Source organism: Marinifilum sp. RC60d5 (assembly GCF_052400665.1).
GTDB lineage: Bacteria > Bacteroidota > Bacteroidia > Bacteroidales > Marinifilaceae > JBQTGK01.
In genome coordinates this window covers 51,384-66,880 of sequence record NZ_JBQTGK010000012.1, presented here as the reverse complement: position 1 = coordinate 66,880, position 15,497 = coordinate 51,384, and the positions used below count along the sequence as shown (strand labels likewise).

Here is a 15,497-nt window from a genome sequence, read left to right as displayed (position 1 = left end):
TATGAGAAGAATTTTTGTCTTAATAATGTTGTTCTATCTACCTTTTTACACAGTTGGACAAATTCACGAACTTCGAAATCAGTTCATATTTAATCCTTTGGTAATAAATCCTGGTTATACAGGTCACGAAAAGGCACTAAGTGCTATTGCTGTTTATCGAAATCAGTGGGTTGGGTTCGATGATGCACCTACGACAAAATCCTTTACGGCTCATTCGCCTTTGCGTTTGCAGCACATGGCATTAGGAATAAGCGTAATTAGTGAAAAAATTGGAGTTGTCAATGAGTCTTCCGTAATGGGGATATATGCATATAAATTAAAGTTTTCCAGAGGAATTCTTTATATGGGGTTAGGAGTGGGGGTAAATAGCGTAAATACAAAATGGACGCAATTATTAGCAAATGATCCAGGAGATGAATTACTGTCAAAAGATTCTCCAACATTTATTATGCCCGAGGTAAGTTTAGGCCTTTACTATACTCTAGAAAAATTAAACATAGGAATATCTATTCCTTATTTGCTAACTCATACCTATAATCAAAAAAGAGGCAAATATATAACTCAAAATAAAATTTCAGAATACACCTATTTTGTCAATGCCGACTATACTTATAATTTAAATCGAGACTTATCGGTAAAACCAGCCGCATTATTTAGCTATAATAAAAATACTGATTTTGGGTTATTGGCTATTAGTAAATTAGATTATTTAAACAAGTATAGTCTTGGCCTAGGCTATGATACGGAGCAGAAAATATATAAAGTACTTACTCACTTACAGTTAAATAAACAACTGAGAATTGGGTATGTAATGGATATAAATAATACATCAATAAATAATTATAGTAAAGTATCACATGAATTTATGATTCGATACGACTTTAAATATACAATTAGAGTTTTAAGTCCAAGACATTTTTGATTTTTAAATATGAAATACATAATTCTTTTTACATATATTAGTTTGTGTTCTTTTTCTCTACATGCTCAGAAAAAGCATTATTCAGTAGAATTAGCGCCTTTTTGTTCATTCCAGAATGAAGAGTTTGCACCTGTTTATTATAAAGATGGCTTGGTTTTTTGCTCTGATAAAAGAGTAGATTTATTTATTACATTTTCGACACCCACTAATAAAGAGTTGTTGAATATGTTTTATGTGCCGTTAAAAGAAGAAAGCAACAATCAGGTTCAGCTATTATCTGAAAGCTTAATGACGCATTTTAATGATGGACCTGCATCTTTTGCACTAAATGATACTCTTATCGTATATTCAAGAAATACTCGTGTATCTAAACGAAAGAAAGATTATTCAGATCCAGATAATACTTTAGGCTTATTTTTTTCATCTTTAAAAGATAGTATTTGGTCAGAAGCTATTGCTTTTACGTTTAATAATGCAAATTATAATCTTACAATGCCAAGTATTAATGAGTATGGTAATTTAATCTATTTTGCATCAGATATGCCAGGTGGATATGGTGGATTAGATATATATTTTACATATAAAACAAGTGCAGGATGGAGTAAGCCACAAAATTTGGGAGAGAAAATAAATACATCTGGTAATGAGTGCTATCCATTTATTTCTAGATCAGGAGCGCTGTTTTTCTCCTCAAACAAGCACAATTCTAAGGGTGGGCTAGATATTTATTATTCACTTAAAAACAAAGGCCTGTGGGAGAAACCTGTGCAGTTGGCGAGTCCTATAAATACCGAATTTGATGATTTTGGTTTAATTACAGATCTTAATTTTGAAAAAGGATATTTTTCGACCAATAGAAATGGGAAAGATGATATTTTTAGTTTTAAAACATTAATTCCACAATTGGAGAATTGCGATAGCTTAAAACAAAATCAATATTGTTACGTATTTTATGATGAACAATACATTCCTGTTGATACCACTTTAACCTATTATGAATGGGACTTTGGAAACGGTATCAAATCAAAAGGAAAAGAAGCCGAACATTGTTTTGAGAAAGCTGGTGCGTATAAGGTTGATCTTAATATAGTTGATAAAAAAACAGGAGAAGTATTTGTAAATCAAAATACTTTTGAGTTTGAAATTATTGATTATGAACAAGCTTTTATTGATTGTCAGGATGAATATCAAGCTAAAAATGAATTGTTTATAAGTGCTACAAAAACCAATTTGCCGACGATGGATATTCAAGCTTACTATTGGGATTTAGGAGATGGTAATTTAATGACTGGTGAGGAAATATTTCATGCATATCAAAAACCTGGACATTACAATATAAAATTAGGTGTAGAAAGTAAAGCAGATGAGAATGGTAAAAAATTACATCAATGTGTAATGAAAGAATTGCTCATTTATGACAGAACAAATAGTGTAATAATTAAAAAAGCGAAAGACAGCGATAATGAAAAAATAAGCGAGAAAAGAAAATTAAATGATAAAAATGAATATCATCCTATTTTATTAGTCTTTACCAGTGACATACGAAGAGTAATTAAATCGATGGATAATAACTTTTTTATTTCAGCAGCAAAAAAACATGAGTATGAAATTAACCAGATTAATAATCAAGATTGGATTAATGATCCTAATAATAATCCGGCTTTAGCTATATATCAGGAACAGGCAGATAGACAAAAAATAAAATTAGATAAAGAGGAACAAGCTTTAAAATTATCCTTAAAAAAATTATCGGATGAATATAATGAGAGCATAAATAAATCAAATAAAAAGGAACTAGAAGAATCTTCTCATGCTGTTCTATTTAGCTTGGCACAATTTATTTTGTCAAACTCGGATGTTGAAATTAAAATTGGAGTAACAAGTAATTCAATCGATAAAAAAAGGTTTGAACGGGCTGCCGAAGAAGTAGAAAATATTGTGGACTATTTATTAGTACAGGGAATTGAAGAATATAGATTGCGTTCTGTTGTATATAGCATTGAAGCAGATACAATTTATAAGCGAAATAAGAATAACGTATATACGTTCGAATTAATATGTGATTGAGACATAGGATATAAGAATTATAAAAATCTAAATCATGGGGGTTATAAAAAATATCTTTTGTAAGATAAATAATAGTGCAATTAAAAAAAGCAGTTTTGTATTGCTAGTATTTTTTATGGGAGTTAGTAATTTATTTGGGCAATTAGCACCAGCACAGGAAGAAAATATTCCCTATCTGGTTACTTTTGGATCAGGGGCAGAAGAGTCGTGGGGAGATGATGATTTTACACAAATTTATTTTTTCCTGGTTCCAGAGAGTACCACTGAACCAATTTATATACGAGTATTTGATCCTGATACAGGAGGTTCCATTGATGAACAAAAAAATAGTTTTAATACTGAAATTAATTATTCTGTTTATGGAGGAATTGGATGTTGGTCGAATAAAGATTCCCATAATGTAAATCCTGAAGGAGAATATGATAGTGGAAATTTATTGGCATCAACTAGTTTTAAATCCGATATAACGTATGATAGTACATGGTATAGTTTTGGTCCTTTTAATCCTTTTGAAGGGGAATTGATTGAAAAATTTGGAGGTAGGGTATTTAAGGTAATTGTTAAAGGTGTCTCAGGAGATGATGGAAATTTGTATAAGTTTTTTTTAAGTACAAATTCAAATGAAAATAAGGAGGTTGAAGGAGGTAACATTTTTACTTATGAATATACTTTTAGATTATCAAACGATGTGAATGATATCTCTCAGATCTATCCTTTTATAGATGATAAAACTATTTCAGTGGAAATTACAAATTTTGATTGGGATAATGATGGTTACATAAGAATAAATTCAATAGCTAAAAATGGAATTCTTTGTGATTTATCGTCGGAAAATCAGTGGGTTAGAAATAAATTTCCAATCTTAAATCGAGAAAAAAATACATCATTAGAATTACAGTTCATAAAAAAACGTACAGCCTTAATAAAAAATAATAATGTGGTAATATCGGTGCGTAATCAGTATGGAGAAGCTCTGCCATTTTTTACGATTCCCATTGGTGGTGCACCGGTTTATAAACCGCAAATAAAAATGAAAGCAATTAAAAAAAGATAGTTAACATACTTGACTTAAATGAAATATATTTCAAAACTAATACTATTATTACTCTGCTATTTTAATGTAAATGGTCAGGTAAATCGCTTTGTTACATATAATATAGAGTATGGGATAGCACAAAATTTTATATATTGTTTAAATCAGGATAACAAAGGTAATTTATGGATTGGTACGGGGAATGGCTTGTCGAAATTTGATGGTTATGGATTTATTAATTTGGGCTTAAAAGATTCTTTATCGGGTAATTTTATCTCATGTTCACACAAATGCAATTCAAATCTATGGATTGGGCATAATAATGGAAAAATTAGTCTTATTGAGGATGAAAAAATAAAATCTGTTAAGTTTAATTTCTCTAACAATAGTGAAATTGAAGATATAGAGCATGATTATGAGAATAATATTTTTGTTGCTTCTCAAAACGGAGGAATATTTAAAATAAATAAAAAATTAGAAAGTGTGAAGTTAAATTGGAATCAAGAAACACCTCTTACCTGTTTATCTTTTATAAATAAAAATCAATTAATTATTGGCACAACAAAAGGTATTTATATTGGAGAAATCACCAAGTCTAATACTTTAAATACAAGCAGTTTATCTGAATTTAACAATTATCATATAGTTGATATAAAAAATCATAAAATAGATTCTTCAATTTTTGTACTAACAAAACAGAATGGGTTATTTTATATTAAGAATATAAAAAATCATATTGTTGTTGGTAAAGTATATTCATCTATTAAAGATGCTCAGAGCTTATTCATCGATAATGAAAATAATATATGGATTGCTAGTTTTAATGGTGGATTTATGCTTAACAATAAGCAATCCTCGAGATATATTATTACTAAACAGTTTACCGAAGAAAATGGATTAAATTCAAATAAAATAAAAGTAATTTATCAGGATCAGGAGAATCATATTTGGTTTGGGACTTATGGTGGAGGATTAAGTCGTTTGTTGTCAGATGCAAAAGAACTGATTCCATTAAAAAAAGAAGCTTATGGTGAAAGTGTTTACTCTATTTTTAAAGGAGAGCAATACAATTGGATCGGAACCAATAAAGGACTTGCAAAAGTAAATAAGTATACCAAAAATATTATTGATTTTTACGGTGTCTCAGATAACTTACCTGCCGATAGAATTACAGCAATACTTGAGTATCCTAAGGGAAATTTATGGGCGGGAACAAAAAAAACAGGTCTCTATTATAAGGGAGAGACATCCGATTCTTTTACACGTATTAATATACGAACTGGAAATCTTGAGAACTCAATTAATAAAATAGTTGCAGAAAATGATAATTTATGGTTTGCTAGTGAAAAAGGGATTTGTTGCTATAATATTAAAACTAAAGAGAAAAAGTGGTATAATATGGGGAAAGGAATTTTACCACATAATAGTATTAAAGATATTTTTCTTGACTCGAAAAATAGATTATGGATTTCTTGTTTTTCGAAGCATTTGCTTTATTTGAAAGACAATAAAATTAAAAAGATAAACCTCAATAAAAATAATAGTGCTATTAACATTAGTTGTATTACAGAAGATTCTAATGGGAGTTTATGGATTGGAACAAAAGGGAGTGGTGTATTTTGTTTAAAAGGAGATTCAATTGTTAACTTCACTAATATGAGCGGGGTGCTTTCAAATTATTGTTATTCTATTGGTAATGATACTAAAGGACGAGTGTGGGTAGCTCATAAATCTGGTATTAGTATTATTTATACGACAAACAATTATATTGGCACGATACCTAATATAATGAGTACCAACAGTAATATTATTTTTAATGATAATGCATGTATAAGTTCTGATAATTCCATTTGGTTTGGCACCGAACAGGGATTATATATTTACAATTCAGATAAGGAAAAAACTCCTGTAGTTGAACCTTTTTTAAAGATATCTTCTGTTATGGTAAATGGCTTAGAAAAGGAAGATTCGAAAAAATTAAAATTAGCTCCAGGTCTCTATAAAATAAAATTTTCCTTTAAAGCAATAAAACTTAATGATCCTCACCGAATAAAATACCGATATAAGCTTAAAGGTGCAGATAACACTTGGTCAGCATATTCGTCATTAAGAAACGTAACTTATTCTAATTTAAGCTCGGGGAATTATAGCTTTATTGTTGAAGCTCTTAATTTTGATGGGAGCGTAATAAAACAGAAAATTGATTTTTCCTTTAAGATAAAAATGCATTTTTGGGAAAAATTATGGTTTCAATTACTTCTGATTATTTTAATTGTTTTATCTTTTTATGTTTATATTTTTATCAGAGAACAGAATTTTAAACGCATACAAAAAAAGTTAGTAGAAAACTTAGATGAAAAAACCAGAGAATTAATTGTAAAAGAAGAAGTAATAAAAGAACGCAAACGAAACGAAAAGGAACTTATTCAGGCAAAAAATAAAGCTGAAGAATCAGATCGGTTAAAAACGGCATTTTTACTAAATATGTCCCACGAAATTAGAACGCCATTAAATTCAATTGTTGGTTTTTCTAGACTAATGCAGGAAAATGCTATTGATACTGCTTCTAAAAAAAGATACATTGAAATCATGAATGTTAATACTAATGAATTGTTATTATTGGTTGATGACATTATGGATATTTCGAAAATTGAATCGGGACAGATACGTTTAAAATTGCAAGATGTAAATGTCCTAGAGATATTTGAAATTCTACATCATACATTTCTAAATAAAATTAATATTATTGATAATTATGATATCAATTTAACCTATAGTGTGCCTAGCGATAATTTTAAGGTTTTTACCGATGCAGCTCGTTTAAAGCAAATACTTACCAATTTAATTAGCAATGCAATTAAATTTACTGAAAAAGGTATTGTGGAATTCGGTTGTAAGTTAGAACAGGAAAGAATCGTTTTTTATGTAAAAGATAATGGCATTGGAATTTCAAAAGATAAACATGATATTATTTTTCTCAGATTTAGGAAAGAAGATCGAATTAATTCTAAAAAATTGTATCGGGGTGCAGGTTTAGGTTTAACCATTGTAAAAAGTTTAGTTGAGTTATTAAAAGGTGAGGTATGGTTAGAATCGGAAGAAAATGAAGGATCTATTTTTTATTTCTCGATACCCAGATCTTAATTAAAATAATTACAGTAAAGCCTATATTAATGAATATTTTTCATGCTAAAATAAAATATATTATCGGTCTTTTGCTATTGCTGGTATTTGCATATCCTATTGTTGCTCAGAGTTATAAATATGATTGCTATACGGCAGATAATGGTTTAGCACAAAACTATATCTATGCTATTGAACAAGATGATGATGGCTTTTTATGGATAGGTACAGGTAATGGAATATCTAGATTTGATGGCAATCATTTTAAAACATTTACTACTAAAAATTCTCTCGCAAATAACTTTGTGACCTGCAGTTTTAAAGATGAAAATAATATTTGGTTGGGGCATATGGATGGCAGCATAAGTATTTATCAAAATGACACGTTTAAAACAATAAAAACAGAATTACAAGGGAAAAGTAGCATAACCAATATCGATAAAGATAATTCCGAAAATATTTGGCTATCATCTCAAATGAATGGATTAGTGCAAATAAATAAGAACTTATTTATCAAGTATTATTCATTTGAGAAAAATCCATTGCCTATATATTCGTTTAAATTTTTAAATAATAATGAACTAATTATTGGATCTTTAGATGGTTTGTATTTTTGTAAGATTAATCAACTTGATAAGATAGAAATTATTAGGAAAATTACTAAAATACCATCGACAAGAATAAGTAAAATAGTTAAATCTTTAAGAAGTCTAAATTATATTATTGTTAGCGATAATAAGGGGATTTTCAATTTAGAAATTAATTTGTCAGGTTTTCAGGTGTTGCCAATTGCACAAAATATTTCAGTCGATTTGTCTAAAGTTCAGTCAGTTTTTGAAGATAATAATCTTGATTTATGGGTTGCTACATTTGGTCATGGTGTATATTGCTTAAGTTATTCTCAAAATTCATATTCCTTAAAAGAGAATTATAGTAGCAAAAATGGTTTAAATTGTGACAACGTAAAATTAGTTTATAAAGATTCCGAAAATAATATTTGGTTTAGTGTATATGGGAAAGGACTCTCAAAATTAATTGATCCCGCTTACAGATATTATGAATTCGACGAAATAAAATATGGAGCTTCTGTTTGTTCTGTTTACATTGGGTTTAAATATATTTGGTTTGGAACCGAGCTTGGCTTAATTCGAAAATCAAAATCAGATAATACTATTAAATTTTATGGAGATCTCAATGGACTTCCTAACGATAAAATTACGGCTCTACATCAAATTAATAATGATGAATTATGGATTGGAACAGAGAAAAATGGTATTTATACTTTAAATATATCACAAAATAAGATTACGCACCTTCATAATAAAAAAGGAATTCTTGAAAATTCAATAAATTATATCACCAGTAAAAATAATACTCTTTGGATTGCTACGAAAAAAGGAGCATGTTCTATTAACTTAACAAACAATAAAAGAAAGTGGTATACAATGAGCGAGGGTGGACTTCCCCATAATTGTGTAAATCATGTTTTTATAGATTCTAATGGTTATACTTATTTATCAACACTAAGTAGTTCTTTGGTGAAAATTAAAAATGATTCTATTAGTAAATTAAATATAGCTCCTGATAACCCATTTATCAACATAAAATCGGTAACCGAAGATAATAAAGGTGTAATTTGGGCAGGGACATTAGGGAATGGCCTGTATAAAATAGGGGATACAATCACAAATTATACAACAGCTAATGGCTTATTAACAAATTATTGTTACTCAATTCTTAAAGATAATTATAATCGCTTATGGGTGACTCATCGTGGAGGAATAACACGAATTAAGCTTGATAATAATTTAATGAAGCCATTACAGGAAGATATTGGTTTGAGTAAAAATTATGCGTTTAATGGAAATGCATCTTGTATATCTAATACTGGAGAGTTGTGGTTTGGAACAAATCAAGGGGTGTTAAATTTTATACCCGAAATTGAAAATAAAATTTCTTTAGCGGCAAAACTGAGTATAAATTCGGTTGAAATTAACGATAAGGTAGTTGATTTCAAAAATGGAATCTCATTGAATCCGGGCAGATATAAAATTAATATTTCTTACATAGGGGTTCACTTAAAAGATCCAAGATTAATAAAATATAGGTATCGTTTAACAGGTTATAAAAACGATTGGTCTTCGTTTACATCCGATACTGAAGTTGTATTTCATAATATTACCGATGGAAATTTTGATTTTAATCTTCAGGCTATAACAGGTGATGGGGTTCTTAATTTAAGCCCACTTAAATTAAGTATATTAGTTAAAACGCCTATTTATAAGCAAGCATGGTTTTATATATGCTTGTTAATACTATTTATTGGAACAACATTTTGGTATATTAAATTAAGAGAAAGAAAATTAAAAATTGCAAATAGAATTCTTGAAGAGAAAGTGAATACAAGGACAAAGGAAATCGTTAGACAAAAAGAAGAAATCGAAAATCAACGAGATTTAATTAAAGTTAAAAACAAAGATATTACCGATAGTATCCGTTATGCAAGTCAAATTCAAACTGCAATTATTCCACCTTTAAAATTTCTACAAAATAATATATCCGATTGCTTTTTAATAAATAAGCCAAAAGATATTGTAAGTGGTGACTTTTATTGGAGTACTAAAGTTGACACAAAACTTGTTGTTGCATTGGCAGATTGTACTGGACATGGAGTTCCTGGTGCTTTTATGAGTATGTTGGGAGTAACATTGCTTAATGAAATTGTTATGCACCGGAAAATTTTACAGTCCGATCAAATTTTAAATCAGTTAAAACAAGATATAATTATTTCTTTGCGTCAAGAAAAGAAAAACTCAACTTCGCGTGATGGTATGGATATGTCTCTCTTCGTATTTGATACAATCACTAAAGAGCTTGAGTTTTCGGGAGCATTTAATTCCCTGCTTTTGCTTAGGGATAATTCGATAAAAGTTTTAAAGGCAGATAGAATGCCAATAGGGATCTATCATAATGGCAACAAACAATTTACTAAGCAAGAAATTTTAATAGAACCCAATGATATGGTTTATCTATTTACCGATGGTTATCCCGATCAGTTTGGTGGCGAAAAGGATAGAAGATTTACTTCTAAACGTTTTAAACAAAAAATAATGGAGGTACATAAAAAACCAATTGACATACAAAAACAAATGCTCGAAAACACTTTACATAGTTGGATGGATGGAAGAGAACAACTTGATGATATTACCTTATTGGGAATAAAATTTTAAGGAAATTGTTGAATTGTATTAATAAAAAAGGTTAGACTTTTAAGCCTAACCCAATAAAATATCAATATATTATTTTTTAGAATAATCCCTCTACAGACAAATATCGTTCTCCAGTATCATAATTAAAAGTTAAAATAGTTGCATCAGAATCAAATTCATTTATCTTTTTCGATACGGCAGCTAAGGATGCACCGGTAGAAATGCCTGCAAGAATACCTTCTTTTAAAGCTAATTGTTTAACTTGAGCATACGCTTCCTCTTTATTTACCTGTATGCTTCCATCTAATAGCTCTGTATTTAAATTTTTGGGAATAAAACCTGCACCAATACCCTGCAATGGATGTGGTCCTGGGTTTCCCCCAGAAATAACGGGCGAGGATTCTGGTTCAACAGCAAAAACCTGTAAATTTGGAAATTTCTTTTTTAAGATCTCGGCTACTCCACTAATATGTCCACCAGTACCTACTCCTGTAATTAAGTAATCAATTCCATTTGGAAAATCGTTAATTATTTCCTGAGCAGTAGTTGTTCTGTGAATATCTACATTTGCTTCATTATCAAACTGTGAAGGCATCCACGAGTTTTTGTTTTCGTCTATTAATTCTTCAGCTTTTTCAATGGCTCCCTTCATTCCTTTTTCACGTGGTGTTAGAACAAATTCGGCGCCATAAGCAGCCATTAAACTTCTTCGTTCTACCGACATAGATTCGGGCATTACCAGAATAATCTTATAGCCTTTTACTGCAGCTACCATAGCTAAACCAACTCCTGTATTGCCTGATGTTGGCTCAATTATTACTGATCCTTTTTTTAACAAACCTTCTTTTTCTGCTTTTTCAACCATTGCCAATGCAATACGATCTTTTATACTTCCTCCTGGATTAACTCGTTCTAATTTCATCCATACATTTGCATTGTTAAAAATTTTGTTAAGTTTAACAACAGGAGTATTTCCAATTCCTTCTAATATACTGTTTAACTTCATTTTGCAATTTTTTATATTTGAAAATTTATTATTTTACTTTCATCTAAATTAGTTCGAACCTTTATTTCATGTGTGTGGTAAACAATACTATTTGAATCGATACTGGATGTTAACCACACATTACCACCAATAATACTATTTCGACCTATTATTGTGTTGCCACCTAATATAGTAGCTCCAGAATAAATAATAACATTATCTTCAACGGTAGGATGTCTTTTTATATTGGCAAGACTTTTCTTTACTTGTAATGCTCCTAAAGTAACTCCCTGATATATTTTAACATTATTTTTTATAATTGCGGTTTGGCCTATCACTACACCTGTACCATGATCTATAAAAAAAGATTCTCCAATTGTTGCTCCCGGATGGATGTCAATACCTGTCTTAGTATGAGAGTATTCACTCATTAACCTTGGTATTACAGGTACTTTAAGTTGATTTAAGACATGGCTTAGGCGATAAACCATTATGGCATAAAAACCTGGATATGCGATAATAACTTCACCTATACTTTTAGCCGCAGGATCAAATCTTTGTATTGCTTCAGCATCTTTTAGTAAAGCACGATATACCGATGGTAATTGCTTAATAAAATCATGGGTAACTTTTTCCAGAGGTGCATTTAATTCATCTTTTACCGGAAGTAAAAGTAGTTTTAATGTTGCCTCTAATTGATACAATAAAGATTCTTGTTCACAACTACTTTTCGATCGCCGTGCACTTATCGGAAATAAAGAATTCATCGATTGTTCAACAAACTTTTGAGCCAAATCTCGCGAAGGCATATCATAATCTGAATTTGTTCGTGAAGATTGTAACTCTTCCATTACTTTGGACAGATAACTCATTTGTATATAGTTTAATACGTTTATTTACACCCAGCTTTACAGGAAAAATATTATTTCCCTATAAATTAAATTATTTGATAGATTTAGAAATATCAATTAACAGCAACAACAATAGCAACAACAGACCTGCTTATTGTATTCTGATATTTTGGGATAGTTAGAAAAGTAGATTTTAGAAGATAGCATAATAATATCAACCGAAGAGTTTCGATGATTGATAAATGTTTTATTATACTTAAAATTTCTTTTCATATAGTAGTTTATAAAAACAAACTTATGAAAAAAAAATTAAACAAGACATCGACCTCTTAAAATATTTGTTAAAAAAATGTTATTTCACAAGACAGATTAAAAGGTGCATAAAACCATATTCTTATTAATTATTTATATATTCAATAAAAAAATATAATTAATATGAGTAGTTCAGGATATATATGTCCAAAATGTGGCAATAAACAATTCGAAACAGATGAATTTCGGGCAACAGGAGGTGCATTTGCTAAAATTTTCGATGTTCAAAATAAAAAATTTACAACTGTTACTTGTACGCGTTGTTCATATACCGAAATTTATAAAGCTACTACCAGTCAGCTTGGAAATATTTTCGATTTCTTTACCAACTAAAATTTATTTAATGACAAAAAAGAAGTTACTTTTTGTGTGTTTAGGAAACATTTGTCGTTCGCCTAGTGCCGAAGCTGTAATGAATGATTATATTAAAAAAAACAACTTAAATCATAAAATAGAATGCGATTCGGCTGGGACTGCAGCTTATCATACCGGCGAAAAGGCCGATGCCAGAATGAGAGTTCATGCAGCTAAAAGGTCTTATAACTTGACAAGTATCGCACGTAAATTTGATGCAGAATTAGACTTTAATGAATTTGATTTAATAATAGGAATGGATCCTCAAAACATTGCTGATTTAGAAACGATGGCAAAAAATGAGTATGAACTGAATAAAATTAAACCCATGATTAATTACTGTAGCAAATTTAGGAATCACAATTCGGTTCCTGACCCATACTATGGTGGTTCTGATGGTTTTGAATTGGTATTGGATATTTTAGAAGATGCATGCGAAGGATTGCTTAAAGAAATAAATTAATGATAGCAGCAGAGATTGTAAGAAAAATAGAAAGTTGGGTAGGGAAGAAGATTATTAATTACAAATCTGTTTCAGGAGGATCTATTGCTAAAACAGAACAGCTTATTTTTGAAGATAATAGTTCTTATTTTCTTAAAACAGCTTGCGAATTCCCAGATTTTTTTCAGAAAGAGGCTAATGGTTTAAAAGAGCTTAAAAAGGTAAATTGTATTCGAGTTCCAGAAGTTTTATTGATTGATGAACATTTCTTATTGCTTGAATATATCGAACAAGGTCCTAAAAATTCAGATTTCTATAATCGTTTTGGAAAACAACTTTCTAACTTACATTCACGTACAGCATTTAAGTTTGGTTTCAAAGAGGATAATTATATTGGTTTAACAAATCAGCTTAATATTCCTATTGGCAGTGAATCAGAAAACTGGACAGATTTTTACTACAATAAACGACTTTTACACCAATACAAATTAGCCGAAAAAAATGGATTTGCAGGCAATGAGCTAAAAAATGGTTTTCTTTTACTCGAAAGCAGAATAGAAGAAATACTGGAAGGAAGTGAAGAAAAACCAACTCTTATTCATGGCGATTTATGGAGTGGTAATTTTCTTTGTGATATAAATTCTAATCCAGTACTTATTGATCCTGCAGTTTATTATGGTCATAGAGAAGTAGAATTGGCAATGACAAAACTATTTGGAGGTTTTCCAAATGATTTTTATTACTCTTATTCAAAGCATAAACCCTTGCCACAAGGGAACGATTACAGAGAAAATATATATTTCTTATATCATGTACTTAATCATTTAAATATGTTTGGAAATTCTTATTATGGGCAGGCAGTTCGCTTAGTTTGGTCATACCTCCATTAGTCAAATAGTGCTTTTATCAGATCGATTTCTCCTCCATAAAAATGAATATACGACGCAATGGTATTCTTCTTTTTAAATATAAGAGTATCTAGTTTTTTATCTCTGGCCGAAAATACCTCACCAATACTATTTATTATTTCAGCTTTTTCTATATTAGAGTAATGAAATTCATGGCCAAATAAAACTTTATTGTTAATAAAAATCTTACGATATCCTAAATGAAGTTTCATATTTTCCATTGTAGTGTTTTGTTTTAAAAAACCTACCATTGGATATTTGTTAGAATTCTTATCAATAATATGATCACACAAATACATCATTCCACCGCATTCTGCCAATACCTTTCCTTTATTTTTACAAAATTGTAGAATCTCTTCTTTTAATTCGGTATTTTCACTTAATTCCTTTAAATACAATTCCGGATAACCTCCAGCCAGATAAAGCAAATCTGCTTCAGGTAATTTCTTATCGTGAATAGGAGAAAAATAGCGCACTTCACCCAATTTTTCGAGAGCCTTTAAATTTTCATAATATGTAAAATTAAAAGCTTCATCTTTGGCAACGGCAATTCGTAAATTTCCTTTTTTATTTTTTTTAACTTTTTCAGGATAATTTAGTTCTTTAGAGGTAATCGCAATTAAGCGATCAATATCTACCGTTTTTAAAATATGACTTGCTATTTTTTCAATTTTTTCTTCATACTTGTCTTGCGAAGATATTTGCAGTCCTAAATGTCGTGATGGCAAACTTATTTCTTCGTTCTTAGCAACATATCCTAAAGCTTCAACGCCTACGTCAGCACAAGCGTCTTTTAAGAACTGGTAATGAGATTCTCCGGCAACAAAGTTAAAAACTACACCTACAAGATTAATTCCTTTATAAAAGTTCTTAAAGCCATACAAAAGAGGAGCAACCGAATAGGCAGTTGCTTTTGCATTAACAACTAAAATTACTGGAATATCGAGAAGTTCAGCAATTTCGGCAGAGCTGCCTTTCATTTTTTTTGCCCCATCAAAAAGTCCCATTACTCCTTCAACTATGGAAATATCTTTAGATTCAGAATAGTAATTATATAGTTTTTTTGCATGCTCTGCACTGCTCATAAATGTATCTAAATTAATAGAAACATTACCCGATGCCCATTCATGATGTTTTGTATCTAAATAATCTGGACCACACTTAAATGCTTGTGCTTTAAAGCCTTTATTACTTAAAATTCGTAGTAAACCTTGAGTTACTGTTGTTTTACCACTATTACTAGAAGGTGCAGCAATTAAAAATTGAGGTTTTGAAATCATATCAGAAAATT

The 15,497-nt window shown here is 29.9% G+C and carries 11 protein-coding genes; 8 read left to right on the top strand and 3 right to left on the bottom strand.

All coding sequences use genetic code 11. The features are described 5' to 3' along the window. The first annotated feature begins 1 nt into the window (after position 1). Genes ACT3CE_RS16930 through ACT3CE_RS16910 form a run of 5 tightly spaced genes read left to right on the top strand, consistent with a single transcriptional unit; the run spans position 2 to position 10,375 of the window. Positions 2–922 (top strand): PorP/SprF family type IX secretion system membrane protein, encoded by a 921-nt coding sequence (locus ACT3CE_RS16930; RefSeq protein WP_444710959.1) that lies wholly within the window; start codon positions 2–4, stop codon positions 920–922. Between the two features lie 9 nt (positions 923–931). Next, entirely contained in the window at positions 932–2,989 is a 2,058-nt protein-coding gene (locus tag ACT3CE_RS16925) for a PKD domain-containing protein (RefSeq protein WP_444710958.1), read from the top strand. Between the two features lie 34 nt (positions 2,990–3,023). After that, positions 3,024–4,043 (top strand): hypothetical protein, encoded by a 1,020-nt coding sequence (locus ACT3CE_RS16920; RefSeq protein ID WP_444710957.1) that lies wholly within the window; start codon positions 3,024–3,026, stop codon positions 4,041–4,043. An 18-nt stretch (positions 4,044–4,061) separates the two neighbouring features. After that, the gene (locus tag ACT3CE_RS16915; protein WP_444710956.1) at positions 4,062–7,166 is read left to right on the top strand and encodes a two-component regulator propeller domain-containing protein; all 3,105 of its coding nucleotides are present in this window, start codon (positions 4,062–4,064) and stop codon (positions 7,164–7,166) included. Between the two features lie 29 nt (positions 7,167–7,195). Continuing rightward, positions 7,196–10,375 (top strand): ligand-binding sensor domain-containing protein, encoded by a 3,180-nt coding sequence (locus ACT3CE_RS16910; RefSeq protein WP_444710955.1) that lies wholly within the window; start codon positions 7,196–7,198, stop codon positions 10,373–10,375. A gap of 76 nt (positions 10,376–10,451) precedes the next feature. Here ACT3CE_RS16910 and cysK read toward each other — a convergent pair whose 3' ends face one another. Both cysK and epsC read right to left on the bottom strand, forming a co-directional pair. Beyond that, entirely contained in the window at positions 10,452–11,360 is a 909-nt protein-coding gene (gene cysK / locus ACT3CE_RS16905) for a cysteine synthase A (protein ID WP_444710954.1), read from the bottom strand. A gap of 11 nt (positions 11,361–11,371) precedes the next feature. After that, positions 11,372–12,211, bottom strand: coding sequence for a serine O-acetyltransferase EpsC (epsC, locus tag ACT3CE_RS16900; RefSeq protein ID WP_444710953.1), 840 nt, complete (start codon positions 12,209–12,211; stop codon positions 11,372–11,374). A 414-nt stretch (positions 12,212–12,625) separates the two neighbouring features. Between epsC and ACT3CE_RS16895 the strand changes: the two genes are divergently transcribed. From ACT3CE_RS16895 to ACT3CE_RS16885, 3 genes are read left to right on the top strand one after another with little or no spacing between them, the layout of a single operon-like run. Continuing rightward, positions 12,626–12,835, top strand: a complete 210-nt coding sequence (locus ACT3CE_RS16895) for a zinc ribbon domain-containing protein (RefSeq protein WP_444710952.1) — start codon at positions 12,626–12,628, stop codon at positions 12,833–12,835. Positions 12,836–12,845: 10 nt separating this feature from the next. Next, positions 12,846–13,319, top strand: a complete 474-nt coding sequence (locus ACT3CE_RS16890; protein WP_444710951.1) for a low molecular weight protein-tyrosine-phosphatase — start codon at positions 12,846–12,848, stop codon at positions 13,317–13,319. After that, complete coding sequence (locus ACT3CE_RS16885) at positions 13,319–14,188, top strand: fructosamine kinase family protein (protein WP_444710950.1); 870 nt, start codon at positions 13,319–13,321, stop codon at positions 14,186–14,188. The genes ACT3CE_RS16890 and ACT3CE_RS16885 overlap by 1 nt, the downstream gene beginning before the upstream one ends. Here the strand turns inward: ACT3CE_RS16885 and ACT3CE_RS16880 are convergent. Beyond that, on the bottom strand, positions 14,185–15,486 hold the full coding sequence (locus ACT3CE_RS16880; protein WP_444710949.1) for a cobyrinate a,c-diamide synthase: 1,302 nt from the start codon (positions 15,484–15,486) through the stop codon (positions 14,185–14,187). The two genes, ACT3CE_RS16885 and ACT3CE_RS16880, sit on opposite strands and share 4 nt — an antisense overlap. Positions 15,487–15,497: the final 11 nt, after the last annotated feature.